22 protein-coding genes are annotated in these 24,206 nt (G+C 72.9%); 8 read left to right on the top strand and 14 right to left on the bottom strand.

The window, feature by feature from the left end:
• Window positions 1–315, bottom strand: a 315-nt coding sequence (locus MKK60_RS25530; RefSeq protein WP_243988978.1) for an FAD binding domain-containing protein, incomplete at its 3' end; no start/stop codon positions are given.
• A complete protein-coding gene (paoA, locus tag MKK60_RS25525) occupies window positions 234–842 on the bottom strand; it encodes an aldehyde dehydrogenase iron-sulfur subunit PaoA (RefSeq protein ID WP_243988977.1) in 609 nt (202 codons plus the stop codon). The genes MKK60_RS25530 and paoA, both read right to left, overlap by 82 nt.
• A 193-nt stretch (window positions 843–1,035) precedes the next feature.
• Between paoA and MKK60_RS25520 the strand changes: the two genes are divergently transcribed.
• Window positions 1,036–1,953 carry a LysR family transcriptional regulator gene (locus MKK60_RS25520; RefSeq protein ID WP_243988976.1) on the top strand — a complete coding sequence of 306 codons (918 nt, stop codon included), beginning with the start codon at window positions 1,036–1,038 and terminating at the stop codon, window positions 1,951–1,953.
• Window positions 1,954–2,425: 472 nt separating this feature from the next.
• Here MKK60_RS25520 and MKK60_RS25515 read toward each other — a convergent pair whose 3' ends face one another.
• Window positions 2,426–2,758, bottom strand: coding sequence for a winged helix-turn-helix transcriptional regulator (locus tag MKK60_RS25515; RefSeq protein ID WP_409567454.1), 333 nt, complete (start codon window positions 2,756–2,758; stop codon window positions 2,426–2,428).
• A 193-nt stretch (window positions 2,759–2,951) separates the two neighbouring features.
• Between MKK60_RS25515 and MKK60_RS25510 the strand changes: the two genes are divergently transcribed.
• From MKK60_RS25510 to MKK60_RS25500, 3 genes are all read left to right on the top strand, one after another.
• Window positions 2,952–3,830 (top strand): SDR family oxidoreductase, encoded by an 879-nt coding sequence (locus MKK60_RS25510; RefSeq protein ID WP_243988974.1) that lies wholly within the window; start codon window positions 2,952–2,954, stop codon window positions 3,828–3,830.
• Window positions 3,831–3,929: 99 nt separating this feature from the next.
• Window positions 3,930–4,166: a hypothetical protein gene (locus MKK60_RS25505; RefSeq protein WP_243988973.1), complete on the top strand. Its 237-nt coding sequence runs from the start codon at window positions 3,930–3,932 to the stop codon at window positions 4,164–4,166.
• Complete coding sequence (locus tag MKK60_RS25500) at window positions 4,148–5,041, top strand: LysR family transcriptional regulator (protein ID WP_243988972.1); 894 nt, start codon at window positions 4,148–4,150, stop codon at window positions 5,039–5,041. The genes MKK60_RS25505 and MKK60_RS25500 overlap by 19 nt, the downstream gene beginning before the upstream one ends.
• Window positions 5,042–5,122: 81 nt before the next feature.
• Here the strand turns inward: MKK60_RS25500 and MKK60_RS25495 are convergent, their stop codons facing one another.
• Both MKK60_RS25495 and MKK60_RS25490 read right to left on the bottom strand, forming a co-directional pair.
• Complete coding sequence (locus MKK60_RS25495) at window positions 5,123–6,322, bottom strand: FAD-dependent monooxygenase (RefSeq protein ID WP_243938559.1); 1,200 nt, start codon at window positions 6,320–6,322, stop codon at window positions 5,123–5,125.
• A 102-nt stretch (window positions 6,323–6,424) separates the two neighbouring features.
• Window positions 6,425–8,845 (bottom strand): PAS domain S-box protein, encoded by a 2,421-nt coding sequence (locus MKK60_RS25490; RefSeq protein WP_243988971.1) that lies wholly within the window; start codon window positions 8,843–8,845, stop codon window positions 6,425–6,427.
• 332 nt (window positions 8,846–9,177) lie between these two features.
• Here MKK60_RS25490 and MKK60_RS25485 point away from each other — a divergent pair, with 332 nt between their 5' ends.
• Window positions 9,178–9,573 (top strand): hypothetical protein, encoded by a 396-nt coding sequence (locus tag MKK60_RS25485; protein ID WP_147726794.1) that lies wholly within the window; start codon window positions 9,178–9,180, stop codon window positions 9,571–9,573.
• A 143-nt stretch (window positions 9,574–9,716) separates the two neighbouring features.
• Here the strand turns inward: MKK60_RS25485 and MKK60_RS25480 are convergent, their stop codons facing one another.
• The 5 genes from MKK60_RS25480 to MKK60_RS25460 all read right to left on the bottom strand — a co-directional run bounded on the left by MKK60_RS25480 (window position 9,717) and on the right by MKK60_RS25460 (window position 16,244).
• Window positions 9,717–12,899 carry a PAS domain S-box protein gene (locus tag MKK60_RS25480; protein ID WP_243988982.1) on the bottom strand — a complete coding sequence of 1,061 codons (3,183 nt, stop codon included), beginning with the start codon at window positions 12,897–12,899 and terminating at the stop codon, window positions 9,717–9,719.
• Window positions 12,900–13,046: 147 nt separating this feature from the next.
• Complete coding sequence (locus MKK60_RS25475; protein WP_243950587.1) at window positions 13,047–14,024, bottom strand: HWE histidine kinase domain-containing protein; 978 nt, start codon at window positions 14,022–14,024, stop codon at window positions 13,047–13,049.
• Between the two features lie 164 nt (window positions 14,025–14,188).
• Complete coding sequence (locus tag MKK60_RS25470) at window positions 14,189–15,091, bottom strand: LysR family transcriptional regulator (RefSeq protein ID WP_147726797.1); 903 nt, start codon at window positions 15,089–15,091, stop codon at window positions 14,189–14,191.
• Window positions 15,092–15,161: 70 nt separating this feature from the next.
• Complete coding sequence (locus MKK60_RS25465; protein ID WP_147726800.1) at window positions 15,162–15,398, bottom strand: hypothetical protein; 237 nt, start codon at window positions 15,396–15,398, stop codon at window positions 15,162–15,164.
• A 153-nt stretch (window positions 15,399–15,551) separates the two neighbouring features.
• The gene (locus MKK60_RS25460) at window positions 15,552–16,244 is read right to left on the bottom strand and encodes a TetR/AcrR family transcriptional regulator (protein ID WP_147859852.1); all 693 of its coding nucleotides are present in this window, start codon (window positions 16,242–16,244) and stop codon (window positions 15,552–15,554) included.
• 76 nt (window positions 16,245–16,320) lie between these two features.
• On the opposite strand from MKK60_RS25460, the gene MKK60_RS25455 reads away from it, so the two are divergent.
• Both MKK60_RS25455 and MKK60_RS25450 read left to right on the top strand, forming a co-directional pair.
• Window positions 16,321–17,481 (top strand): HlyD family secretion protein, encoded by a 1,161-nt coding sequence (locus MKK60_RS25455; protein ID WP_243988970.1) that lies wholly within the window; start codon window positions 16,321–16,323, stop codon window positions 17,479–17,481.
• Entirely contained in the window at window positions 17,478–19,055 is a 1,578-nt protein-coding gene (locus tag MKK60_RS25450; protein ID WP_243988969.1) for a DHA2 family efflux MFS transporter permease subunit, read from the top strand. Before MKK60_RS25455 ends, MKK60_RS25450 begins: the two co-directional genes overlap by 4 nt.
• A 26-nt stretch (window positions 19,056–19,081) precedes the next feature.
• Here MKK60_RS25450 and MKK60_RS25445 read toward each other — a convergent pair whose 3' ends face one another.
• Genes MKK60_RS25445 through MKK60_RS25435 form a run of 3 tightly spaced genes read right to left on the bottom strand, consistent with a single transcriptional unit; the run spans window position 19,082 to window position 22,462 of the window.
• A complete protein-coding gene (locus MKK60_RS25445; RefSeq protein ID WP_243988968.1) occupies window positions 19,082–20,656 on the bottom strand; it encodes an ABC transporter ATP-binding protein in 1,575 nt (524 codons plus the stop codon).
• Window positions 20,657–20,666: 10 nt separating this feature from the next.
• Entirely contained in the window at window positions 20,667–21,761 is a 1,095-nt protein-coding gene (locus MKK60_RS25440) for a ring-opening amidohydrolase (RefSeq protein ID WP_243988967.1), read from the bottom strand.
• Window positions 21,758–22,462 carry a cysteine hydrolase family protein gene (locus MKK60_RS25435; protein WP_243988966.1) on the bottom strand — a complete coding sequence of 235 codons (705 nt, stop codon included), beginning with the start codon at window positions 22,460–22,462 and terminating at the stop codon, window positions 21,758–21,760. Before MKK60_RS25435 ends, MKK60_RS25440 begins: the two co-directional genes overlap by 4 nt.
• A 391-nt stretch (window positions 22,463–22,853) precedes the next feature.
• On the opposite strand from MKK60_RS25435, the gene MKK60_RS25430 reads away from it, so the two are divergent.
• Window positions 22,854–23,168, top strand: coding sequence for a BrnA antitoxin family protein (locus MKK60_RS25430; protein ID WP_243988965.1), 315 nt, complete (start codon window positions 22,854–22,856; stop codon window positions 23,166–23,168).
• Window positions 23,169–23,173: 5 nt separating this feature from the next.
• Here the strand turns inward: MKK60_RS25430 and MKK60_RS25425 are convergent, their stop codons facing one another.
• Window positions 23,174–24,202 carry a formamidase gene (locus tag MKK60_RS25425; protein WP_147728578.1) on the bottom strand — a complete coding sequence of 343 codons (1,029 nt, stop codon included), beginning with the start codon at window positions 24,200–24,202 and terminating at the stop codon, window positions 23,174–23,176.
• Window positions 24,203–24,206: the final 4 nt, after the last annotated feature.

The following is a 24,206-nucleotide window of genomic DNA, read 5'->3' as shown; positions in this document are numbered from 1 at the left end:
GGCGAGGTCGGTGTTGCGCACCAGCGCGCCGATGCGCAGGCCGCCCTCCGGGGTCGGCTCGATCCGGTCGAGCCCGAGCCCGTTGACGTCGACGAGGTGGGTCGGGGTCTCGATCTGCAGCTTCATCAGGTCGAGCAGGTTGGTGCCGCCGGCGATGAACTTGGCGTTGGGCGTGCGCGCCACGGCGGCGGCGGCCTCGGCCGGCGTGCTCGGGCGCTCGTAGGTGAACGACTTCATGCGGGCCTCCGGCCGGTCTCGAGGCCGGCGACCTCGCTCATCGCCTCGACGATGTTGGAATAGGCGCCGCAGCGGCACAGGTTGCCGCTCATGCGCTCGCGGATCTCGGCCTCGGTGACCCGGGTCGGCGCAGTGAGGTCGGCGGTGGCGTGGCTGGGGATGCCGGCCCGGATCTCGTCGAGCACGGCCACGCCCGAGCAGATCTGGCCGGGCGTGCAGTAGCCGCACTGGTAGCCGTCGTGGCGGACGAAGGCGGCCTGCATCGGGTGCAGGTCGTCGGGCTGGCCCAGCCCCTCGATGGTGGTGATCTCCGCGCCCTGGTGCATCACGGCGAGCGTCAGGCAGGCGTTGATGCGCCGCCCGTCGACGATCATCGTGCAGGCGCCGCACTGGCCGTGGTCGCAGCCCTTCTTCGAGCCGGTCAGGTGCAGATGCTCGCGCGCCGCATCGAGCAGGCTGGTGCGGGTGTCGAGCTCGAGCTCGCGCCGCTGGCCGTTGATCGTGAACCACACCCGCGCCAGGACAGGGCGGTCGCCGGGCCCGGGATCGGCTCTCGCGGCCGGCGGCATCGACGCCATGGCCGCGCAGGCGGTGGTTCCTGCCATCAGGTCTCTCCGGTTCAATCCAGGCTCGCGCACGGGCTGCATGATGTCTCCGCACCGTCGGTGGGTGTCGCCCGACCGTGACGGCGACGGCTCGGTCGCGCCGCCGTCCCGGGCCATGCGTGAGATCTAGGGGGCTGCCGAGCGCCGCGATTAGGCACTAGGTTCCACTTGAGGCCATGCCCTGGGGTTATGAATGCTGCGGGAGAACCTGAACGACCTCGTCGCCTTCGCGGCGGTGGCGCGGGAGGGCAGCTTCACCCGGGCCGCCGCCCGGTCCGGCGTGACGCAGCCGGTGCTGAGCCGCGCCGTCCGGGCGCTGGAGGAGCGCCTCGGCGTCCGCCTCCTGGCGCGAACCACCCGCGCCGTCGTGCCGACCGAGGCCGGCGAACGCCTGCTGCGGATCGTGGGGCCGCAACTGGACGGCATCGCGGCCGACCTGTCCGCACTCACCGCGCTGCGCGACAAGCCGGCCGGGACCATCCGGATCACGTCCGGCGAGCACGCGGCAGCCTCCATCCTGTGGCCGGCTCTGGAACGGCTCCTGCCGGCCTACCCGGATATCACCGTCGACGTGATCACCGAGAACGCCCTGACCGACATCGTCTCCGAGCGCTTCGACGCGGGAATCCGCATGGGGGATCAGGTCGAGAAGGACATGATCGCGGTCCGGATCGGGCCCGCCCTGCGCATGGCCGTGGTCGCGACGCCCGCCTACTTCGCGGCGCGCCCTCGACCGCGTACCCCCCAGGACCTGACCGCCCACGCCTGCATCAACCTGCATCTCGCCAGCTACGGCGGCCGCTACGCCTGGGAGTTCGAGAAGGGCGGGCGCGAGCTGAGGGTCCGGGTGGACGGCCCCCTCGCGTTCAGCAGCGTGTTCCTGGCCAGGACGGCGGCCCTGGCCGGGCTCGGCGTCGCCTGCATGCCCGACGACCTCGTCCGGGCGGACATCGCCGCGGGCCGGCTCGTGCGGGTGCTCGCCGACTGGTGCGCGCCCTTCGCCGGCTACCACCTGTACTATCCGAGCAGCCGCCAGGCGTCGCCGGCCTTCGCCGTGCTGGTGGACGCCCTGCGATATCCCGGCGTCGGAAAGCCGGCGCCGTCCGCGTGAGCCGGCCGGCAGCCCGCGCGCGGTTCGCGCGGCGGCGGCGTTCGGCCGGGTCGACGCCCTGGGGTCGAACGCGGGCATCCGGAAGGATGCGGCGGTCGCGGACCTGTCGCCGGATGACTAAAACGCGGTGATCGACGTGAATCCCACCGGGCAAGTCCCCTGCAGGCGCGGGGCCTTGCGCCGTTTCCGTGCGCAGCCGCGCGGCGGACGGACGGCCCGAAGCGGGGCGCCATCGTCGCGATCCGGATCGTGTGACGGGGACGACGCTGTCCGCCGACGGCGGCCTGTCGCGCGCCCCCGGGTTCCGCGACGACGGCCGAGCCGCCGCACGTCGCTTCCGGCGGCGCGATGCCGCCCTCGGCCTTCGGGGGGCCCCGAGATCCGAGGCGCCGCCGCAAAGGATCACGCCCGGCACCGAAGCGTCTCGCGTCGCCCGGGTTCGGCGCGCACCGAGATCCCGGCGTCGGCCCGATCACGGCCCGTGCCCGGCCGCCTCCGATGCCGCGTAGCGGGTCCGGGCCGCGGCGACGGCCGCGTGGTTGCGTTCCGCCCAGGCGACGAGCGCCGCCAGCGGCTCCAGCATCGAATGCCCGAGCGCGTCGAGGCGATACTCCACGCTGGGCGGCTTGGTCGGGAAGACGTGCCGGGTGACGAAGCCGTCGCGTTCCAGCTCGCGCAGCGTCTGGGTCAGCATGCGCTTCGAGATGTCGGGCACGGCCCGGCCGAGGGCGCTGAACCGCCGCGGGCCGCCGGCCAGCACGAGCAGCACCAGCGTCGTCCACTTGTCGCCGAGGCGATCCAGCACGTCGCGCACCGGGCAGAGCGAAGGATCGACGGCCGTGGCCTGCTACTCCGCGAACCGCCGCACCAGTTCCGCCTGCTGGCTCATCGCCCGGTTCCCGCGAGGTTACCCTGTCCCAAAATACTGCCTCCTTATGCGCCGCCGAGGTCTCGATTAGGAAGCATGTATCGCAACCGAACCTTCGTGGACTGCGCCCATGACCTCTGCTCATCCCCGCATCGGCATCACCGGCGCATCCGGGCGCCTCGGGCGCCTCGTCGTCGAGGCCCTGCTGCGCAGCGTGCCGGCCTCCCGGATCGTGGCCGGCCTGCGCAACCCCGACGACGACGGCGCCAAGGCGCTCCGGGCCCTCGACGTCGAGGTGCGGCAGGTCGACTACGAGAGGACCGACACCCTGGACCGAGCCTTCGCGGGCATCGAGCGCCTGCTGCTCATCTCCTCCAACGAGTTCGGCAAGCGCGTGGACCAGCATCGGAACGTCATCGAGGCGGCCAAGCGGGCGGGCGTCCGCCGCATCGCCTACACCAGCGTCCTGCACGCCGACACGTCCCCGCCCAAGCTCACCGACGAGCATCGGCGGACGGAGCTCGTCCTCGCGGCATCCGGCGTGCCCTTCGTCATCCTGCGCAACGGCTGGTACACGGAGAACTACGCCGCCTCGATCCCGATGGCGCTCGAGCACGGCGCCCTCTTCGGCAGCGCGGACCAGGGGCGGATCTCGTCCGCGGCGCGGGCCGACTACGCCGACGCGGCCGCGGCCGTGCTGACGGCCGCCGAGGTGGAGAACGGCCGCATCTACGAGCTGGCGGGCGACGACGCCTACACGCTGGAGGAGTTCGCAGCCGAGGTCGCGAAGGTGTCGGGCCGGCCGGTGGTCTACAGGAACCTGCCCGAGGCCGAGTACGAGGGCGTCCTGCTGAAGGCCGGCCTGCCGAAGGACCTGGCGGCCTTCGTCGCCGCCTCCGACTCCGTCGTGGCGGAGGGTGCGCTGTTCGAGGACGGCCGCGACCTGAGCAGGCTGATCGGCCGACCCACGAAACCGATGCGCGAGACCGTGGCCGCCGGCGAGCACTGAGCCCCGAGCGCGAGCCCGGCCCGCGCACGTCGCAGGGTCCGGCATCCGCCGCGCCTCGCGCTTGCCCCGACGCCGGGCCACGAACAGGAACCCTCCGGCATGCCGGCCTTCGTCGAGATGGATCGGTCGGTGACCGTGGCCGAGCAGCTCGCAGAGGAGAGCGGCGCGACGATCGGGGCCGAGCCGGGCGGCGTCGCGCCGGCACGCGCGATCGCCACCGTCGGGCTCGTCGGCGGGACCTTCGCCCCACGCTGGCCGCGCGCCGGACGGGCGTTAGATGCCGGAATGCGCACGCGGCGATGCGCCGGACTCCATGAATGGCGCGGGAGAACCTGAACGACCTGCTCGCCTTCGTCGCGGTCGCGCGCGCGCGGAGCTTCACCCGGGCGGCGGCGCAGCTCGGCCTGTCGCAGCCCGCGCTCAGCCAGACCATCCGCGGGCTCGAGGCGCGTTTGGGCCTGAGGCTGCTGACGCGCACCACGCGCAGCGTCGCGCCGACCGAGGCGGGCGAGCGGCTGATCCGGTCCGTCGGGCCCCGGCTCGCGGAGATCGAGGCCGGCCTGGTCGCGGTGACGGACCTGCGCGAGACGCCGGCCGGCACCGTGCGGATCAACGCCGACGAGCACGCGGTCGCGGCGGTGCTGTGGCCGGCGCTGCGGAGGGTGCTGCCCGGGTACCCGGACATCCAGGTGGAGCTGGTCACCGACTTCGCCCTGACCGACATCGTCGCCGGGCGCTTCGACGCCGGGGTGCGGCTCGGCGAGGTGGTGGCCAAGGACATGGTCTCCGTCCCGATCGGGCCGGACATGCGCATGGCGGCGGTCGCCGCGCCGGCCTACCTCGCGCGCCGGCCTGCGCCGCGGACGTCGCAGGACCTGACCGGCCACGCCTGCATCAACCTGCGCCTGCCGACCCATGGCGGCCTGTACGCCTGGGAGTTCGCGGCCAACGGGCGCGAGGTCCGGGTTCGCGTGGACGGGCAGGTCGTGTTCAACACGGTGAGCATGATCCTGCGCGCCGCCCTGGACGGGTTCGGCATCGCCTACCTGCCGCAGGATCAGGTGCAGCCCCATCTCGACAGCGCGGCGCTGACCTGGGTGCTGAAGGATTGGAGCCCGCCCTTCCCGGGCTACCACCTGTACTATCCGAGCCGCAGGCAGCCCGCGGCGGCGCTCGCGGTGCTGATCGAGGCCCTGCGCTACCGAGGCTGACCGATGCGGGATCCGCGCCGGGGGGGCGCGCACGCCGTGACCACGCGTGCGTGAGCGCCCGATCCGCCCCGCCGGCCCGCGTCAGGCGCCGGCGGGATCGGGATAGCCGGTCAGGTCCGGCTCCTTGGCGCGGCCGGTGGACAGCTTCGAGGCCAGGCGGCGGAGGCCCGGCCGGCTGGCGATGCGCAGCACGCGGTGGAGCAGGCTGATGCCGAGCCGGCTGTTCGGGTTCATCAGCTTCGGCGCGATCTTGGGCACGCCCTGCCCGTCCTCGACCATCGGGCGCATGGCGCGCTCGTAGGCGGCGAAGGCCGCGGCGACGTCGTCGCCGCGGGCGAGCTCGGCGGCGAGGACGTAGGCGCCGGTGACGGCCAGCGTCGTGCCGATGCCGGCGAGCGGCGTGGCGCACCAGGCCGCGTCGCCGGTCACCGCCACGCGGCCGCTGGACCAGCGCCGCATCCGCACCTGGCGCAGGACGTCGAAATAGAAGTCCGCGGTGGCCTCCATCCCGGAAAGGACGCGCGCCGCCTGCCAGCCCGCATCGGAGAAGCGCTGCCGCAGGTAGGCCTTCTGCCGGTCCGCGCCCCAATCCTGCTCGCCGCCCGGCGGCTGCCGCAGCGTGAGCATCGCGCGGGTGGTGCCGTGCTGGTCGGGGCGCAGGGAGATGCCGCGGCCGCCGGGCGCGTTGAACCACCGCCACATCCGGTCGTCGTCCGCGGTCCGCGGGATGGTGAAGTAGGCGATGGCGAGATCCATCCAGCGCGGGTCGGCCTCGCCGGGGAACACGAGCTCGCGCGTCGTCGAGCCGACGCCCTCGGCGACGAGGACGGCGTCGTAGCGCTCGCTCGCCCCGGAGGCGAAGGTCACCGTCGCGGCCTCCGCCCCGTCGTCGATCCGGGTCACGCGATCCCCGAAGCGGTAGGTCGCGCGCTCCCGGGCCGGCTCGTAGAGGAGCCGCGCGAGGTCGCCGCGCAGGATCTCCATCTCGGCGGTGGGGCCGTCGCCGAGGCTGGCATCCATCGTGAAGGCCGCGACCGCCCGGCCCCGCCCGTCGACCCAGGCGGTGCCCTGCTCGCCGGTGCCCCGGGCGAGCGCCGCCTGCTCCAGGCCCATGCGGCGCAGGACCTCGCGCCCGACCCCGCGGACGTCGACGTTCTGGCCGCCGTCGCGGAAGCCCGGCGCCCGCTCGACGACGGTGACGTCGAAGCCGTGGCGGCCGAGCCACCAGGCCGCGGTGTTTCCGGCGACGCTCGCGCCGGTGATGAGGATGCGACGGGGCATGCGGGACGGGTCTCCGGGTGATCCGGCCCGCGCGGAGCCGGTCGCGGCCACGCCGCGCGGCAGGATCTGCGCGAGCGCCGTGATCGAGGGGGGGCCCGCGCGTCAGGCCCCCGGCGAGGCCGCCCGGGTGACCGCCCGGCGCAGGATGCGGGACAGGTCCTCGACCGAGTACGGCTTCTTCAGGAGCGGGAAGCCGTGGGTGCCCTGCTCGGCGAGCACGTGGCTGTAGCCGGAGGCGAGGACGACCGGCAGGCCGGTGTGGCGGTGGCGGATCTCCCGCGCCATGTCGATGCCGTTCATCCCGGGCATCACCACGTCGGAGAACACCACGTCGAAGCGCGGCGACGCGGACAGGACGGCGAGGGCCTCCTCGGCGCTCATCGCCCACACGGTCTCGTAGCCGAGCTCGCGCAGGGCCTGGGTGGCGAAGGAGCCGACCTCCTGGTTGTCCTCGACCACGAGGACGCGGGTGCCGTGCCCGTCGGCGAGGGGCTCGGGCTCGCCGTCCTCCTCGATCGCCACGGATCGCCCGACCTCGCGGGGCAGGTAGAGCGTGAAGGTGGTGCCCCGGCCGAGCGTGCTCTCGACCAGCACCTCGCCGCCCGACTGCTTGGCGAAGCCGAACACCTGCGACAGGCCGAGCCCGGTGCCCTGGCCGACGCCCTTGGTGGTGTAGAACGGCTCGAAGATCCGATCGAGATCGGCCGCCGCGATGCCGGTCCCGGTGTCGCGGACCGAGACGGCGACGAAGTCGCCGGGGATGCGGGGATGGGCCCGCACCGCCGGGATCGCCGAGGCGCGCCGCACGCCGATGTCGAGACGGCCCTCGCCGTCCATGGCGTCGCGCGCGTTGATGGCCATGTTCACCAGGGCCGTGTCGAACTGGCTCGGGTCGGCGTCGATAAGGTAGGGCACCTCGTTCCCGCGACCGTCCCGGTTCGCGGCCACGTCGGTGACGACCCGGATGCGGGCGCCGGTGAGCGTGCCGACCATGTCGGCGACCGAGGCGACGCTGCGGCCGACGTCGAACACCTCCGGGGTCAGGGATTGACGCCGGGCGAAGGCGAGGAGCTGGCCGGTGAGCTTGGCGGCGCGGGTGACGGTGTCGGAGATCGCGCCGATGTAGCGCTGCCGGCGCTCCTCCGGCAGGTCGGGGCGCTTGAGCAGGTCGGTCGAGGACCGGATCACCGTCAGCAGGTTGTTGAAGTCGTGCGCGACGCCGCCGGTGAGCTGGCCGACCGCTTCCAGCTTCTGCGACTGCCGGAGCTGCTCCTCCAGGGCGCGGCGCTCGGTGACGTCGCGGCCGGCGGCGTAGAAGTGGTCCTCCTGCGGGATGGCGTTCCACGACACCCAGCGGAAGTCGCCGTCCGCCGTGAGCATGCGCACGTCGAGGCTGTCGAGGACCTGGCCTTCCCGCAGCAGCTCGAACGCCGCGGTCGCGGCCGCCCTGTCTTCGGGGTGGACGTAGTCGCTGAAGGACGTGCGCACGAGATCGAAGGCCGACCAGCCCAGCATCTCGTGCCAGGCCGGGTTGACCGAGCGGTAGAGGCCGTCGAAGCCGCAGACAACGAGGAGGTCGCGGCTCGCCCGCCACACCAGGTCGCGCTCCGTGGTCCGGTCGCGGGCGGTGTCGCGCAGCACGCTCTCGGCCTTCTGCCGGTCGGTGACGTCGTTGAACAGCAGGGCGACCCGGTGCTGCACCGGATCGCCGATGCGCAGGGCCTGGACCTCGAACCAGCGCCCGAGCGCGACGACGCCGCTCTCGAAGCGGACGGCCCGGCCCGTCATCGCGACCTGCCCGTAGGTGTCGAGCCAGCTGCGCTCGAGGTCGGGCACCACCTCGCTCACCCACTTGCCGACCACGTCGTCGAGGCCGGTATGGCGCGAGAAGGCCGGATTCGCCTCGACGAAGCGGTAGTCGACCGCGCGGCTGTCGGCGTCAAACCGGAGCTCGATGACGCAGAAGCCGGCGTCGAGGGCATTGAACAGGGTGCGGTAGCGCGCCTCGCTCTCGGCGAGCATGCCCTCCTCGGTCCGGAACCGGGTGACGTCGAGCTGGCTGGCGAAGAAGTAGCGCAGGTGGCCCTCGGCGGTGAAGACCGGGCTGACGTAGAGCTCGTTGCGGAAGGTGGACCCGTCGCGGCGGTAGTTCAGGATCTCGACGACCACGTCGCGGCGCGCGGCGATGGCGTCGCGCACCTTGGCGATGTCCGCCGGATCGGTGTCCGGCCCCTGCAGGAAGCGGCAGTTGCGGCCGATCAGCTCGTCGGCCGAGTAGCCGCACAGGGCCTGGAACGCCCGGTTGGCGAACACGATCGGGTTGTCCGGGAGGTTCGGGTCGGTGACGATCTGCGGCATGCGGGTCTTCTCCGCCGCCGTGAACAGCAGGTCGACATCCGCCCCGGACGTGCGCTGGCCGGAATCCGGGAGCCTGACATGCGACGCGTTCCGCTCGCGCAGGCGCGCGACCTCGGCCTCGAGCCTCCGATTCTCGCTGCGCAGCCGCTCGATCTCGTCGTCCATGCCGTCCGTTTCCATGGGGCATGGTCGCCACCATCATGCCCGTCCGAGAACGGCTTTCGGCGACGGAAGCTCCCATGCGGGTGCCCGCGGCGCCGACGGGCCTTCATGCTCCACGCGGTCGCCTCCGGTCAACGCGGATGGCGGAGCAAGATCCCGGCCGGGACCCCGGCGCCGGGCCGGAACTCGCGCGCTCGCGCTCCCGCGCGAGGCCGGAGCCTTCACCGGTACGCTGGTTCAACGACACTGTGACATGTCGAACCACCACCGATGTTGGAACGCGGTGCGGCCGAGGTCGTTTTAAGAGCCATAGTCACCCAGACAGGAGATCTTGGATGCGCAAGCTCGCACTCGCTTCCACCGCACTGCTCGGGCTCGGCATGCTGGCATCGGCCCCCGCCGAGGCCCGCGGCTGGGGTTACGGTGGCGGCTACGGCCACGGCGGCTTCGGTCACGGCGGCTACGGCTATCGCGGCGTCGGCTTCCGCGGCGGATACGGACGCGGCTACGGCTATCGCCGCGGCATCGGCCCGGGCGCCGCGATCGGCCTCGGCATCGCCGGCCTCGCCGCCGGCGCGATCGTGGCGAATTCCTACGGCGGCTACGGCGGCTACGGCGGTTACGGCTACGGCCGCCCGGTGGGCTACTACGGCGGCTACGGCTACGCGCCGGCCTACGGATACGCCCCCGCCTACGGCTACGGCTACCCGGCCTACGGCTACGGCTACTGAGGCGCCGGTCGCGGGCGCCGTTGCGCCCGCGACGCCACGTGTCCTCGACGAAGGGCGCCCGACTCACCGTCGGGCGCCCTTTTTCCGTTGAACGGCTCGCGCACCTCCGGGACGCGCGGAGCGCCGCAGCGGACCGCGTTCGTTCAGGCCTGCCCCTCGATCAGGCCGCGGATGCGGGTGGCGAGCGCCTCCAGGGCGAAGGGCTTCACCAGCACCTCCATGCCGGGCGCGAGGTGGCCGTGGTTGAGCGCGGCGTTCTCCGCGTAGCCGGTGATGAACAGCACCTTGAGGCCGGGCCGCGCGGTCTTCGCCGCGTCGGCCATCTGCCGCCCGTTCATCCCGCCGGGCAGCCCGACATCGGTCACCAGCAGGTCGATGCGCACGTCCGACTGCAGCACCTTGAGGCCGGAGGCGCCGTCTGCCGCCTCGATCGCCGCGTAGCCCAGATCCTCCAGCACCTCGGTCACGAGCATCCGCACCGTCGGCTCGTCGTCGACCACCAGCACCGTCTCGCCGAGCTTGGCCCGCGCGGCGTCCGACAGGTCGGGCACCGCCTCGACCGCCTCGGCCTCGCCGAGGTGGCGGGGCAGGTAGATGCAGACCATCGTGCCCTTGCCGGGCTCGGAGTAGATCCGCACCTGCCCGCCCGACTGCTTGGCGAAGCCGTAGATCATGCTCAGGCCGAGCCCCGTGCCCTCGCCCATCGGCTTGGTCGTGAAGAACGGGTCGAACGCCTTCGCCGCCACGTCCGGCGCCATGCCGGTGCCGTTGTCGGAGACGCAGAGCGCGACGTACTGCCCCGGCTCGAGGTCGCGCTCGCGGGCGGCGCGCCGGTCGAGCCAGCGGTTGCTGGTCTCGACCACGATGCGGCCGCCCTCCGGCATCGCGTCGCGGGCGTTGATGCAGAGGTTGAGCAGGGCGTTCTCGAGCTGGCTCGGGTCGACCAGGGTCGGCCAGAGCCCGGCGGCCCCGACCGCCTCGACCGACACGCCCGGCCCGACGGTGCGGCGCACCAGGTCCTCCATGCCCTCGACCAGACGGTTCACGTCCGTCGGCTTGGGGGCCAGGGTCTGCCGGCGGGAGAAGGCGAGCAGGCGGTGGGTCAGGGCGGCGGCGCGGCGTGCCGCCCCTTGCGCGGCGCCGATGTAGCGGTCGAGCTCGCCCATCCGGCCCTGCAGCATGCGGGTCTGCATCAGCTCCAGGGAGCCGACAATGCCCGCGAGCATGTTGTTGAAGTCGTGCGCGAGGCCGCCTGTGAGCTGCCCGACCGCTTCCATCTTCTGCGACTGGCGCAGCGCCTCCTCGGTCCGCGCCAGCGCCTCGGCCTGGGCCTTGGCGGCGCTGACGTCGCGCACGGTGGCGTAGATCAGGCCGCCGTTCGGGACCGCGTTCCAGGAGAGCCAGCGCCAGCCGCCGTCGCGATGGCGGTAGCGGTTCTCGAACGACAGCTGGGCGTCGCCCCGCGCCAGGCCGGCCGCGGCCGCCTCGGTGACGGCCCGGTCGTCGGGGTGGACCAGGTCCAGGAACGGGCCGGCCTTCATCTCGGCCTCGGTCCAGCCGAGCGTCGCGGCCCAGGCCGGGTTGAGGCTGACGAAGCGGCCTTCGAAGTTCGCGACGCAGAGCAGGTCGGACGACGCCTTCCAGATCATGTCGCGCTCCGCGGTGCGGGCGGCGACCTGCCGCTCGAGCTCCTCGGCCTGGCGCCGCCGCTCGTCGATGTCGGTGTGGGTGCCGACCCACTGGGTCAGAGCGCCGGCGGCGTCCCGCACCGGCTGCGCCCGCGCCAGGAACCAGCGGTAGCCGCCGCCGCCGCGGATGCGGAACTCGACCTCGTAGGGCTCGCCCGTGGCGACCGAGCGGTCCCAACCGGCGCGCGCCGCCGGCAGGTCGTCGGGATGGATCAGGTCGGACCAGGTCGCGGCCGCGTTCAGCGCCCCCGGCGCCGCGCCGGTATAGGCGTAGGCCTGGCCGTTGAACCAATGCAGCGTGCCGTCCGGGCGGGCGCCCCAGACCTGGTTCGGCACGGCCTCGGCGAAGGCCCGGAACTGCGCCTCGCTGGCCTGGAGGTCCGCCTCTGCGCGCCGGCGACCGGTGACGTCCCGGAACAGCACCGAGACCTGGCGCCGGCTCGCCGGCTCGATCCGGGCAGCCGAGACCTCGATGTGGCGGCCCGCGCGCGGGAACGGGCGCTCGAACCGGATCGACTCCCCCGTGCGCAGGACGCCGCCGTATAGCGCGAGCCAACCCTCGGCCTCGTCCGGCGCGAGGTCGCGCAGGGTCCGCCCGACGATGCCGGCGATCCCGGTCTGGCGCTCGTAGCCCTGGTTGGCGACGATGTGGACGTAGTCGCTCGCCGGACCGTGCGGCCCGTCGATGAACTCGATGATGCAGAAGCCGTCGTCGACCGCCTCGAACAGCGCCGTGTAGCGTTCCTCGGTCTCGCGGCGGCCGGTGGCGTCGACCATCGTCCCGAGCGCCCGGAAGGCCCGGCCCCGGCCGTCGAACAGGCCGCGCCCCTTGGCCGACACCCATCGCACCGTGCCGTCGGCCTTGGAGGCGACGCGGAACTCGGCCTCGAACGGCGCGCGCCGCTCCGGATCGAGGGCGGCGGCGAGCGCCGCCAGCACCGTCTCCCGGTCGTCCGGGTGGAGGCCGTCGCGAAGCGTCGCGCGATCGCACGCGGCGTCCGGGGCGAGGCCGAACAGCTCGCGGGTGCGCTCGGACAGGGTCAGCGCGTCGGCGGCCACGTCGAGGTCGAAGGTGCCGATCTCGGCCGCCTCGGTCGCCAGCCGCAGCGCCATCTCGCTGAACTGCAGGCGCTCGGCGTCGGTGGCGCGGGCCGCCGACAGGGCGGCGTTCTCGCCGCGCAGAGCCGCGAGCTGCAGCACGTCGGCGGTGACGTCGTACTGGCTGGCGAAGAAGTACGCGACCTCGCCGGCGGCGTCCTTCACCGGGGCCAGCAGAAGCTGGTTCCAGAAGGTCGTGCCGTCCTTGCGGTAGTTGAGGAGCGCGACCTCGATCGGCTGCCGGGCGGCGATCGCCGCGCGCACCCGGGCGACGTCGTCCCGGTCGGTGTCGGGCCCCTGGAGCAAGCGGCAGTTCCGCCCGATAATCTCCTCGGAGGCATAGCCGGTCAGGCGGCTGAAGGCCGCGTTGACGAAGAGGATCGGGTTGTCGGGCTGGCGCGGGTCCGTGACGATCATCGGCATGCGCGTGGCCCGCACCGCGGCCGCGAACGGATCGGTGACGTCCGCCCCGCCGGCGATCTCGGAGAGGATGCGGTGGGTCTCGCGGCGGACGCGGCTCGCCTCGGTCTCGGCCGGCATGGGCTGATGCAGTGCTGTGGTCACGCCGGGCCGTCTAGCAGGAGCGCCATGGGGTCTGAACCGCGATTCGGGTCGGGCTGGTGCGCGCGCGTCTCGGATCGGCGACCGGGAACGGCATCGATCCGCACCGAAGGCGGGCCCGGCCGGTCATCGGGTCGGCACGACCATCCGGAACCGCAGCCCGGCCGCGTCGATGGTACGGTCGAACCGCCCTGCCAGGCTGCGCTCGATGGTCTGCTTGAGCAGGCGGGACCCGAACCCGGTCCCGTCGGCCTTGGGCGTCCCGGACGGCGCGCCGCCCTCGGTCCAGTCCAGCGTCAGCGCGCGGTCGGCGACGCGACCGACCAGCCTGAGCGTGCCGCCGCCGGCCAGCGCCCCGTACTTGGCGGAGTTGGTGGCGAGCTCGTGGACGATCATCGCGTAGTCGTTGACCTTGTCGGGCGGCGCCACCGCCGCGTCCGGGATGTCCACGGCGATGTTGGCGCCGTTCAGGTACGGCGCCAGGATGCGCTCGGCGAGGTCCCGCAGCCGCACGTCGCCCCGGTCGGCCCGGTTCGACCGCGTCGCCAGGGCGGTCGCCTCGTGCAGCACGCCGAAGCGCTGCGACAGGTCCTCGGCGAAGTGCGGCGTCGACGTGGCCTCGCGGGCGACGATGGCGGTGAGCGCGCGGGCGACCGTGAACATGTTCGAGACGCGGTGCGCCAGCTCGGCGGTCAGCAGCCGCTCGGCATCCTCCGCCCGCTTGCGGTCGGTGATGTCGAGGAAGATGGCCTGGACCCACTCCCCGACCCGGCCGGCCTCGCCGCCGACGCCGCGCGCCGAGATCCAGCGGGCGTCGGCGCCGTCGCCGATGCGGAAGTCGAAGCTGTAGGCCTGCGGATCGGTGGCGCTCGCCGCCCAGTCCCGCATCATGCCCGGGCGGTCCTCGGCGTTCACCTTCGCGAACAGCGCGTCGATGCCCACCACCGGCTCGGTCGTGTCCCAGAACGCGCGGCAGAGGCCGTCGAGCTGGGCGAGCCGCCGCTCCGGCGACCACGCCCACAGGCCGACGCCGCCCCGGTGGATCGCGGCGGTGAAGCTGGCGAGCGTCCACCCGTCACCGGTGGGATCCGTGTCCTGAGCCATCCGTCCTTCCGAAACCGAACCCCGACCCGCGCGGACGGCGCGGCGCCGCCCCCACGCGAGGGAACTCACCGGGGGCGCCTTTGCTCCGAATCCGGGCGCGCCGGCCCGGGCGGGGACCGCCGGGCGGCATCAAGAAGACGCGAGCGCCGCCTGGAGGGCGGCGCTCAGCCTTCGGCCTGCTCCACGAAGCGGCGGATGAGCCAGCGCCCCGCCGGGCCGGGCGGGCGGTCGGTGCGGTGGATCGCGGTGAGCGGGAGCAGGCGGCGCGTCGCCTCCGGCAGCTTCAGCGCCACGAGGCGCCCCGCCTCGAGGTCGGCGCGCGCCAGGTGCGCGGGCATGCTGCCCCAGCCGATCCCGGCCAGCAGCAGGGTGTGCTTGGAGCTCATGTCGGAGAGTCGCCAGGTCCGCGGCGCGATCACCCCGAATTCCTGGCCTTCCGACAGGGGAGAGCGGTCGGAGATCACCAGCTGCACGTGCTCGCGCGCCAGGCCCGACACCGACCCGTCGGCGGCGGCCAGGGGATGGGAGGGCGCGGCGACCGCCACCATCTCGACCTCGCCGACGGAGACCAGCTCGAGCGGGTCGGTCTCCCGCTGCCAGAGCTCGACCCCGATGCCGATCGCCGCCCGGCCGTCGATCACGTGCTGCTGCACCGCGCCGAGCGCCTCGACGTTCAGGCGCAGGGCCACCGAGGGATACCGCGCCTGGAACGCCTTGAGCGCATCGACGAGCCGCGGCCCCGGCATCAGCAGGGTGACGACGAGGCTGACCTCCGCCTCGAGCCCGCTCAGCAATCCGCCGACCTTGGCGCGCAGGGCGTCGACGCCGTGGGCGACGATGCGCGCCTCCGCCAGCACCGCGCGCCCGGCCTCGGTCAATTGCGGCCGTCGCGTCGCGTCGCGGTCGAACAGCGGCAGGCCGAGCTGCTGCTCGAGATTGGCCACCGCGTAGCTGATCACCGAGGTGGCCCGGTTGAGGCGACGGCCCGCCGCGGCGAAGCTCCCGGCCTCGACCACCGCGAGGAAGACCCCGAGCTGGTCCAGCGTCGGTGTTCCGGGGCCGCGCATGCCGGGATCCTCGAACGATCGGGGCGCGTCCGGCCCCGGCGATCCGGCAAGCAAGGTCGGCGCCGCCGGGTCAGCGGCGGGCGGGCTTGTGCGCCTGGATGCGGCCGACCGAGCCGGTGACCATCGCATCGTAGGCGCTCGGCGCGGCCTGGCCGACGCCGCGCTCGACGGGGCGGCCGGAGACCGTGCCGGGCGCGGTCTCGGTGGGGATGCCGGCCGGCGCGGTGTAGCTCTGCGCGACCGCGGCGGCGGGCAGGGCGGCCGCCAGGGAGAGGGCGAGAACCGAAACCTTGAGGATGCTGGACATGGGGGGCTCCATCGATCTGAGGCGAGGCGACCCGGTAGCCGCCGTCCGATGGAGCGAAGATGGGCCCGTCCCGCCGATCCGAAAACCCGAATAGTTTCGAACAAGACGTTCGACTTTCTTGGCAAGCCTGCTTTCTTCGCCAGCCCGCCGGCTTCACCTGCGCTCGGGTGCGAGGGGGCGGCAGCCGGCGAGGAACAGGGCCACCGCGGCGCGGCGGCGCTTCTCCTGCGCTTCCGGGTCGACCGCGATGCCATAGAGCGCCTGCTTCGCGCTGCGGCCGAGGACGAGGTTGAGGAACAGGTCGGCGGCGATCTCCGCGTCGTCGACCGCGATCTGCCCCCGCGCGGCCATCACCGTGAGGAGGCGGCCGACCGCGCGCACGCCGCGCATCCAGCCCTCCTCGTAGGCGAGCCGCGCCAGATCGGGGAACTGCATCGCCTGCGCGGCGATGCAGCGGGTGAGCGCGGCGGCGCCCGGCGCATGGGCACGGGCGAGGAGGTTGCGGCTGAGCTCGTCCAGCACGGTCGCGGCGTCCCGCGGGTTGGCCTCGAGGGCCTGCGTCTCGGCCGCGGCCGAGAGCGGGGCCAGCCATTCGCGGATGCGCTCGTCGAGCACCGCCTCGAACAGCGCGCGCTTGTCGCGATAGCGCGAATACAGCGTCGGCTTGCTGACGCCGGCCGCCTCCGCGACCGCGTCGATCGAGGTCGCGTCGAAGCCGCGCTCCATGAACAGGCGGGTGGCGACCTCGACGATGCGCGCCTCGCGCCGCGCGGCTTCCGCGCGGGTCGGCCGTCCGCCGCCGCGCCGGGGCTGCGCCTCCGCATCGTCGGCCGCGACCTGCGTCATGAACTTCCTCCTTGTCAGCCCGAACCGCCGACCGTATTACAACGATACCGTATCGTTTTATTGTTGGCCAGCCGCGATGCAACCACGATCCACCGACGATCCTGCGCCCGTCCCCGTCGTTCCTGCGCCCGCGCGCAAGCGCCGTCCCGCACGGCTGATCCTTCCGCTGCTCGTCCTGGCCGCGCTCGGCGGGGGCGGCAGCTACGGCTGGCACTGGTGGACCGTCGGCCGGTTCCTGGAGACGACCGAGGACGCCTACCTGCAGGCCGACAAGGTGACGGTCGCCCCCCGCATCGCCGGCCACGTCGCCGCGGTGCTGGTCGGTGACAACCAGGCGGTGCAGGTCGGCGACGCGATCGCGCGGCTCGACGACCGCGAGTATCGGATCGCGTTGAAGCAGGCCCAGGCCGAGGTCGAGAAGAACCGCGCCCAGCTGCTCGGGACCGCCGCCGCCATCCTCCAGCAGCAGGCGCAGGTGCAGTCCGCGAAGGCCGAGGTCGAGAACACCGATGCGGCCCTCGATTTCGCCACCAAGGAATACGCCCGCTACCAGAACCTGCTGCAGACCGGCTCGGGCACCGCCCAGCGCCAGCAGCAGGCCGATGCCGATCTACGCCAGAAGCGGGCGGCGCACGACAAGTCCGTCGCCTCGCTGGACGCCGCCCGCAAGCAGGTGGAGAGCCTGACGGCGCTGGAGGCGAGCGCCCGCGCGAGCCTGGACGGGGCGCGGGCCAAGGTCGAGCAGGCGCAGCTCAACCTCAGCTACACGACCATCGCCGCGCCCGCCGCCGGCACGGTCGGCGACCGGGCCCTGCGCGTCGGGCAGTTCGTCTCGGCCGGCACCGGGCTGCTCACGATCGTGCCGACCGGCCGCGACATCTACCTCGTGGCGAACTTCAAGGAGACGCAGACCGGGGAGATGGTCGAGGGACAGCACGTTACCTTCACCGTCGATGCGCTGGGCGACCGCGCGTTCGAGGGCCGGATCGAGAGCTTCTCGCCCGGCACCGGTGCGCAGTTCGCCCTGCTGCCGCCCGAGAACGCCACCGGCAACTTCACCAAGGTCGTCCAGCGCGTGCCGGTGCGGGTCGCGATCGACGCGTCCGACCCGCGGCTCGCGCGCCTGCGCGCCGGCCTGTCGGTCGAGGCCACGGTGCACCTGGCGGACCCGGTCGTGCCGGCCGCACGCCGCGCCCGGCCCGGCGCCGCCCTCGTCAGCGAGGCCCTGCCGCGATGAGCGCCGCCGCGGCGATGCGCGGGCCCGAGGCCAAGGCCAGCGCGCGCGACTGGCTCGCGGTGTTCGGCGCGATCCTCGGCGCGTTCACCGCCATCCTCGACATCCAGATCACCAACGCCTCGCTCTCCGACATCCAGGGCGCGCTCGGCGCCTCCACCGAGGAGGGCAGCTGGATCTCGACCGCCTACCTGATGGCCGAGATCATCGTGATCCCCCTCACCGGCTGGCTCTCCTCGGTGATCGGCCTGCGCCGGTACCTGTCGGTGAACACGATGCTGTTCACCGCCTTCTCGCTCGCCTGCGCGCTCTCGACCTCGCTCTCGCAGATGATCCTGTTCCGGGCCGGCCAGGGCTTCACCGGCGGCGTGCTGATCCCGACCGCGATCGTCATCGTGCGCACGCGCCTGTCGAGGAGCCAGCAGCCGATCGGCATCGCGATGTTCGGGCTGACCGCCACCTTCGCGCCGGCGATCGGCCCGACGGTGGGGGGATGGCTCACCGACAACCTGTCCTGGCACTACATCTTCTACCTGAACCTGATCTTCGGCCCGCTCGCCGCCGCGATCCAGCTCGGCGCCTTCGACGGCGTGCCGGCGCGCTGGGCCGAGCTCCTGAAGGGCGACTGGATCGGCATCGGCCTGATGGCGACCGGCCTGCCGGCGCTGACCTACGTGCTGGAGGAGGGTCAGCGGAAGGACTGGTTCGGCTCGCCCGTCATCGTCCAGGCGAGCTGGCTCGCGGTGGCCGGCATCGCCGGCTTCATCGTCCGCGAGCTCATGGCCGAGCGCCCCTTCATCAACCTGCGGGTGCTCGCCAACCGCTCGGTCGGCGGATCGTGCGTGCTGATGACGGTGCTCGGCGCGGTCTCGTTCGGCTCGATCTACATCATCCCGCTCTACTGCGCGCAGATCCAGGGCTACGACGCCCAGCAGATCGGCTACGTCGTGATGTGGTCCGGGCTGCCGCAGCTGCTGCTGTTCCCGATGATGCCGCTGATCATGCGCACCTTCGACGCTCGGCTGCTGGTGGTGACCGGCACGCTGTTCTTCATCGCGAGCTGCTGGATCAACGTCGGGCTGACCCACGACGTCGGCGCGGACCAGCTGATCCTGCCGCAGCTCCTGCGCGCCGTCGGCCAGCCGCTGTTCACCATCCCGCTGTCGCAGCTCTCGACGGCGGGCCTCGCCCCGCGCGACACAGCGGACGCCTCGGCGCTGTCGAACATGATGCGCAACCTCGGCGGCTCGATCGGCATCGCGATGCTCTCGACGATGATCGACCGGCGCGAGCACATGCACTTCTCGGTGCTGGCCGAGGCGATCACCGTGAACGCCACGCGCACCCAGGAGCGCCTCGCGGCCACGGCCGCCGGCCTGCACGGGCACGTCGCCGACGCCGCGGCCGCGAAGGGCGCCGCCCTCGGCATGCTGGCGGCCCAGGTCCGGCGCGAGGCCGAGGTGATGGCCTATGCCGACGGGTTCTGGCTCGTCGGCGTCAGCCTCGCGCTGAGCCTCGGCGTCGTCGCGATCCTGAGGAAGCCGCAGCGCGCCTCGGGGCCGGTCGAGGCCCACTGAGCCCGCGCCTGCGACGATCGTCCGTCTCAGTGGTGCCCGGCCATGTGACGGCCGATCGTCGCCACCTCGGCGGTGGCGGCCTGCGTCTCGTAGACGAGGCGGCCCTCCGACATCACCACGATGCGGTCGGACAGCTCCAGGATCTCGTCGAGGTCCTCGCTGATCAGCAGCACCGCGGCGCCGGCGTTGCGCGCGGCCACGATCCGGTTGCGGATCTCTGAGACCGCCGAGAAGTCGAGGCCGAAGCACGGGTTGACGACGATCAGGAGGTCGACCGGGTCGGTCAGCTCGCGGGCGAGCACCGCCCGCTGCACGTTGCCGCCGGACAGGGTGGCGATCGGCGCCTCGGACGAGGCGGTCTTCACCTTGAACCGCTCGATCAGGTCGCGCCCGCGCCGGGCCATCGCCCCCCGGTCGAGCCAGAAGGTCGGCTTGCCCGTCGGGTCGTCGCCGCGCCGGTCGAAGGCGCGAAAGCCCAAGTTCTCGACCACCGACATCCGCGGCGCGCAGGCGTTGCGCAGCGGCTCCTCCGGGATGAACCGCACCTTTCGCGCGCGGCTCTCGGCCCGTGTGCCGGCATAGGGCGCGCCAGCCACCACCACCCGGCCGCCGGTGGCGCGGACCTGGCCGCCGAGGACGTCGGCGAGCTCCTTCTGCCCGTTGCCCGAGACGCCGGCGATGCCGACGATCTCGCGGGCGCGAACGCTGAGCGCGTCGACGGCGATGTGGCGCAGGCCCGAGGCGTCGGTGGCGGTCACGCCCGCGATGCGCAGGATCTCGCGGGCTTCGTCGGGCTCGCCGAGGCGGGCGGCCGGCACGCGCACCTTGCGCTCGCCCATCATCATCGCCGCCATGTCGTCGCGGGACAGCGCGCCGACCGCGCCGCCGCCCACGAGCCGACCGCGCCGGAGCACGCTCAGGCTTCGGGCGAAGGTCTCGACCTCGCGGAACTTGTGGCTGATCATCAGCACGGTGAGGTCGCCGCGGTCGGCCATCGCGCGGAGCAGCCCCAGCACCTCCTCGGCCTCGCCCGGCGTCAGCACCGAGGTCGGCTCGTCGAGGATCAGGAACCGCGCCTCGAGGTAGAGCTGCTTGACGATCTCGAGCTTCTGCTTCTCGCCGGCCGCCAGCTCCGCCACCGGCCGGTCGAGGTTCAGCCGGAACGGCATGCCGGCCATGAAGGCGGAGAGCCGCGCGCGCTCCCGGCCCCAGGCGATCACCGAGGGCGCGTCGGCGCGGCTGATGACGAGGTTCTCCGCCCCCGTGAGCGAGGGCACCAGCGTGAAGTGCTGGTAGACCATGCCGAGGCCGCGCGCCTGCGCGCCCTTCGGGTTGGTGATCTCGGCCTCGCGGCCGTCGACCAGCACCGTGCCGGCGCTCGGGGCGTAGAACCCCATCACGCACTTCACCAGCGTGGACTTGCCGGCGCCGTTCTCGCCGAGCAGCGCGTGGAAGCCGCCGGCCGCGATCTTCATCGACACGTCGTCGAGGGCGGCGAAGGCGCCGAAGCGCTTCGTCATGCCGACGGTCTCGACGCCGATGGCGCGGGGGGTGCTCGGGGCCGGGGCCGAGGGAGGAGACGCGAGCGGTGACGACGTCATGGGCGGCCTCTCACGGCGCTTCGGCGATGATCGCGACGGGGCCGCCGCCATCCGGCCCCTGATGCTCGGCGCCGCCCGAGACGTAGAGCTCGGCATGGCCGACGAGGCCGGCGAGCACCCCGCCGACGAAGCCGCGGGCGTGCCGCGTCGCGGCGTGGTCGGAATCGGTGAGCATGGTGGTGCGAAGCCCGCGCAGGCGCCCGTCGGACGGGGCCTCGGCCTTGGCGAGCAGCGCGACCAGCCGCGCGCGCTGCGCCGGCGCCAGCTGTCCGGCGGTGCCGAGACCGAGGCGGGCGAGGGCGGCCCGCACGGGCTCGACGTCCAGGGCGTCGGCCATGGTGGCGTGGTCGATCCGCAGCGGGCCGGACCAGCCGGCGCCGCGCCCGAGCACCACGATCTCGTGGCCCATCAGCTCGATCCCGGCCGAGGCCGAGGCGCGCGACGAGGCGAGCGAAAAGTCCCGGCCGATCGCGGCCTCCTCCAGCGCGCCGACCTCGCCGAGCGCCGCGGCGATGCCGAGGGAGGCGGCCGCGCGCGACAGGCCCATGGATTTCAGCGTGTCGGCGGTGGCGCAGTCCGCGTCGCGGCCGCGCGCCTCGGCGATCCGCTCCGAGGTGAGGAGCGGGCACTTCACCTGGACGAAGTGCACCTCGTCCGGATCGACGATCCCGGCCGCGCGCATCGCCGCGCGCACGCCGTCGGCCACCGACGCGACCTGGGCCAGGCGCCCGACCTGCTCGGGCGGGAGGTCGGCGGTGTGGGCGTGGCCGATGGCGAGCGCGCCGGGCACGGCGGCCTCGTCGGCCTCGCGCACCTCGAACACGGTGACGTGCGGGGACAGGCCGCCCTCGGTCCCGCCCGACATGACGAGGCAGACCCGCTCGGCGGCCTCCGGGCCGGCGTGCCGACCCAGCAGGTCGCGTAGGGCGCGGGCGGCGAGCCCCCGGGTCCAGTCGTTGACCAGGCCGTTGCCCTCGGTCTTGCCGAAGATCGCGACGATCGCGCCCGGCACGATCCGGCCCTCCGCGATCGCGCGTTCCAGGCCGGAGACGTCGTCCGGGGCGGCGGTGGCGATGCGGTGGACGACGGCGCGGCGGGTGCTCATGCGGCGGCGAGCGCGGCGATGACGGCGTCGGTGTCGGAGACCGCGCCGAACACGCCGCCCTGCATCGTCACCATGCGAAGCGCCGCCGCGTGGTTCTCCGGATCGGTGGCGCCGCAGGCGTCGCCCAGCACCACGCATTCGAAGCCGCGGTCGTTGGCCTCCCGCATGGTATTGGAGACGCAGACATCGGTGGTGATGCCGGTGAGCACGAGGTTGCGGATGCCGCGGGTGCGCAGGATCAGCTCGAGGTCGGTGGCGCAGAACGAGCCCTTGCCGGGCTTGTCGATCACCACCTCGCCGGGGAGCGGGGCGAGCTCCGGGATGATCTCCCAGCCGGGCTCGCCGCGGACCAGGATCTTGCCGCAGGGCCCGGGGTCGCCGATGCCGGCGCCGATCCGGCGCGAGCGCCAGCGCTTGTTCTCCGGCAGGTCGGAGAGGTCGGGCCGGTGGCCCTCGCGGGTGTGGATGATCGTGTAGCCGGCCCCGCGCATCGCGGCGAGCAGGCGGGCGATCGGCGCGATCGGCGCGCGGGTCAACGACAGGTCGTAGCCCATCGCGTCGACGTAGCCGCCGTCGCCGCAGAAATCGATCTGCATGTCGATGATGACGAGCGCGGTGTTCCCCGGCCGCAGGTCGCCGTCGTAGGGCCACGGGTAGGGCTCGGCGGCGACGGTGCCCGCGGGCGAGGACGTCGTGCTCATGCAGCCTCGCCCTGTCGGCTTGACGAACGAATGTCCGCTGACGGAGATCGTCGTGACGTGCGCTCGATTCGGAATGCCGCGAACGAGCGCGGGACGAGTATTGCCCTTCGCCGCACGCGCTCTTCCCTCCCCCCTCTGCGGGGGAGGGTGGGCCTCGCGTCAGCGAGGGTCGGGAGAGGGGAGCGACCTCTCCGGATACGGCGCTCCCCTCTCCCCCCCTGCTCCGCAGGGTACCCTCCCCCGCAGAGGGGGGAGGGAGAACGCCTGGCGGCCAAATCGCCGACGGATTTCCTAGCTGATACGATTCGCGAGACGACCGAGGCCGGCGGGGAGATCGAGGTCATCCGCATCATCTCCGCCCGCAAGGCCGATCGTTCGGAAAGGCGACGCTATGAACACGAAGCTGGTTAGCTACGAGATCGACCTCGCCAATCCGCCGACGCTGAGCGAGGCGCAGACGGCGGAGCTGGAGGCCCTTGCGGCGAAGCCGGACGCGGAGATCGACCACAGCGACATCCCGACCCTGACGGAGGCGTTCTGGCAGAACGCCGTGCGCAACCCGTTCTACCGCCCGGTCAAGACCTCGACGACGGTGCGGATCGATGCCGACGTGCTGGGCTGGCTGCGGGCGCCCGGGCGCGGCTACCAGACCCGCATCAACGCGATCCTGCGCCGCGAGATGCTGGCGGCGTTGAAGAAGGGCTGAGGCCCTCACTCCGCCGCCTCGCGCGCGGCCGGCGCCTGGCCGGCGCCGTAGGAGCGGGTCGGCGCGACGAAGCCGCAGGACGTGCCGTCCACGACCTTTACTTGATCCTCCCACGGCAGCCTGTACCGGCCGGCGGCGAGGTCGTGCATGTAGGTGTAGGGGCAGTCCTGCGCGCCGCCCTTCACCGCTGTGTAGCCGCGGTGGCCGAGCTGGTAGATGTTGTTCTCGACGCCCCAGTGGATCCGCGCCTCGCGCACGAGGTCGGGCCGGACCTCGGCGGTGATGATCTCGTCGACGCGGCCGGTGGTGCCGTGGGCGAGGATCGCCCCGTCGAAGTTGCAGACCATGCCCTCGCCCATCGAGTCGAAGGTGCCGTCCGAGCCGCACAGGCAGACGTTGGCGGTGACCATCAGGTTGCAGAAGGCGTTCGACTGGTTGGTGAAGCGCCAGGATTCGCGGATCGGCGCGGTGTAGCCGGCCGTGCGGATCATGATCTCGGCGCCCTTGTAGGCGCATTCGCGCGCCATCTCCGGGAACATTCCGTCGTGGCAGATGATCAGGGCGAGCTTGGCGCCCTTCGGCCCGTCGATCACCGGGATGCCGAGGTCGCCGGGCTCCCACGGCTCCACCGGCACCCAGGGGTGCATCTTGCGATAGTACAGCTTCACGTCGCCGGCATCGTCGATGATCAGGCCGGTGTTGTAGGGCGCGCCGTGCGGGTTGAGCTCCATGATGGAGAAGCAGCCCCAGATCCGGTTGTCGACGCAGGCCTTGCGGAAGGCGGCGACCTCCGGCCCGTCCATCCGGCACATCAGCTCCGGCCGGGTGTCCATCGACAGGCCGTGGAGCGCGTATTCGGGAAACACCACGAGATCCATGCTCGCCATGTTGGCCCGCGCCTTGGCGACCATCGCCACGATCCGGTCGGCCTGCGCGCCCAGGTCGGCCGGCGTCTCGACCTTCGGCAGCTTCAGCTGCACGAGGCCGACGACGACGCCGTTCGGGGATTTGTTCAGCCCACCGAGACCGTTCATGCGA

Source organism: Methylobacterium sp. J-092 (assembly GCF_022829325.1).
Lineage (GTDB): Bacteria > Pseudomonadota > Alphaproteobacteria > Rhizobiales > Beijerinckiaceae > Methylobacterium.
The sequence above is the reverse complement of the archived record's forward strand: the minus strand, read 5'-3'. Positions and strand labels throughout refer to the sequence as shown.

What these genes read in the sequence shown, in the direction of transcription:
- paoA (WP_243988977.1), bottom strand. Translation starts at nt 842, where the DNA reads ATGGCAGGAACCACCGCCTGCGCGGCCATGGCGTCGATGCCGCCGGCC.
- MKK60_RS25520 (WP_243988976.1), top strand. Translation starts at nt 1,036, where the DNA reads ATGCTGCGGGAGAACCTGAACGACCTCGTCGCCTTCGCGGCGGTGGCG.
- MKK60_RS25510 (WP_243988974.1), top strand. Translation starts at nt 2,952, where the DNA reads ATGACCTCTGCTCATCCCCGCATCGGCATCACCGGCGCATCCGGGCGC.
- MKK60_RS25505 (WP_243988973.1), top strand. Translation starts at nt 3,930, where the DNA reads ATGCCGGCCTTCGTCGAGATGGATCGGTCGGTGACCGTGGCCGAGCAG.
- MKK60_RS25500 (WP_243988972.1), top strand. Translation starts at nt 4,148, where the DNA reads ATGGCGCGGGAGAACCTGAACGACCTGCTCGCCTTCGTCGCGGTCGCG.
- MKK60_RS25495 (WP_243938559.1), bottom strand. Translation starts at nt 6,322, where the DNA reads ATGCCCCGTCGCATCCTCATCACCGGCGCGAGCGTCGCCGGAAACACC.
- MKK60_RS25490 (WP_243988971.1), bottom strand. Translation starts at nt 8,845, where the DNA reads ATGGACGACGAGATCGAGCGGCTGCGCAGCGAGAATCGGAGGCTCGAG.
- MKK60_RS25485 (WP_147726794.1), top strand. Translation starts at nt 9,178, where the DNA reads ATGCGCAAGCTCGCACTCGCTTCCACCGCACTGCTCGGGCTCGGCATG.
- MKK60_RS25480 (WP_243988982.1), bottom strand. Translation starts at nt 12,899, where the DNA reads ATGCCGGCCGAGACCGAGGCGAGCCGCGTCCGCCGCGAGACCCACCGC.
- MKK60_RS25475 (WP_243950587.1), bottom strand. Translation starts at nt 14,024, where the DNA reads ATGGCTCAGGACACGGATCCCACCGGTGACGGGTGGACGCTCGCCAGC.
- MKK60_RS25470 (WP_147726797.1), bottom strand. Translation starts at nt 15,091, where the DNA reads ATGCGCGGCCCCGGAACACCGACGCTGGACCAGCTCGGGGTCTTCCTC.
- MKK60_RS25465 (WP_147726800.1), bottom strand. Translation starts at nt 15,398, where the DNA reads ATGTCCAGCATCCTCAAGGTTTCGGTTCTCGCCCTCTCCCTGGCGGCC.
- MKK60_RS25460 (WP_147859852.1), bottom strand. Translation starts at nt 16,244, where the DNA reads ATGACGCAGGTCGCGGCCGACGATGCGGAGGCGCAGCCCCGGCGCGGC.
- MKK60_RS25455 (WP_243988970.1), top strand. Translation starts at nt 16,321, where the DNA reads ATGCAACCACGATCCACCGACGATCCTGCGCCCGTCCCCGTCGTTCCT.
- MKK60_RS25450 (WP_243988969.1), top strand. Translation starts at nt 17,478, where the DNA reads ATGAGCGCCGCCGCGGCGATGCGCGGGCCCGAGGCCAAGGCCAGCGCG.
- MKK60_RS25445 (WP_243988968.1), bottom strand. Translation starts at nt 20,656, where the DNA reads ATGACGTCGTCACCGCTCGCGTCTCCTCCCTCGGCCCCGGCCCCGAGC.
- MKK60_RS25440 (WP_243988967.1), bottom strand. Translation starts at nt 21,761, where the DNA reads ATGAGCACCCGCCGCGCCGTCGTCCACCGCATCGCCACCGCCGCCCCG.
- MKK60_RS25435 (WP_243988966.1), bottom strand. Translation starts at nt 22,462, where the DNA reads ATGAGCACGACGTCCTCGCCCGCGGGCACCGTCGCCGCCGAGCCCTAC.
- MKK60_RS25430 (WP_243988965.1), top strand. Translation starts at nt 22,854, where the DNA reads ATGAACACGAAGCTGGTTAGCTACGAGATCGACCTCGCCAATCCGCCG.
- MKK60_RS25425 (WP_147728578.1), bottom strand. Translation starts at nt 24,202, where the DNA reads ATGAACGGTCTCGGTGGGCTGAACAAATCCCCGAACGGCGTCGTCGTC.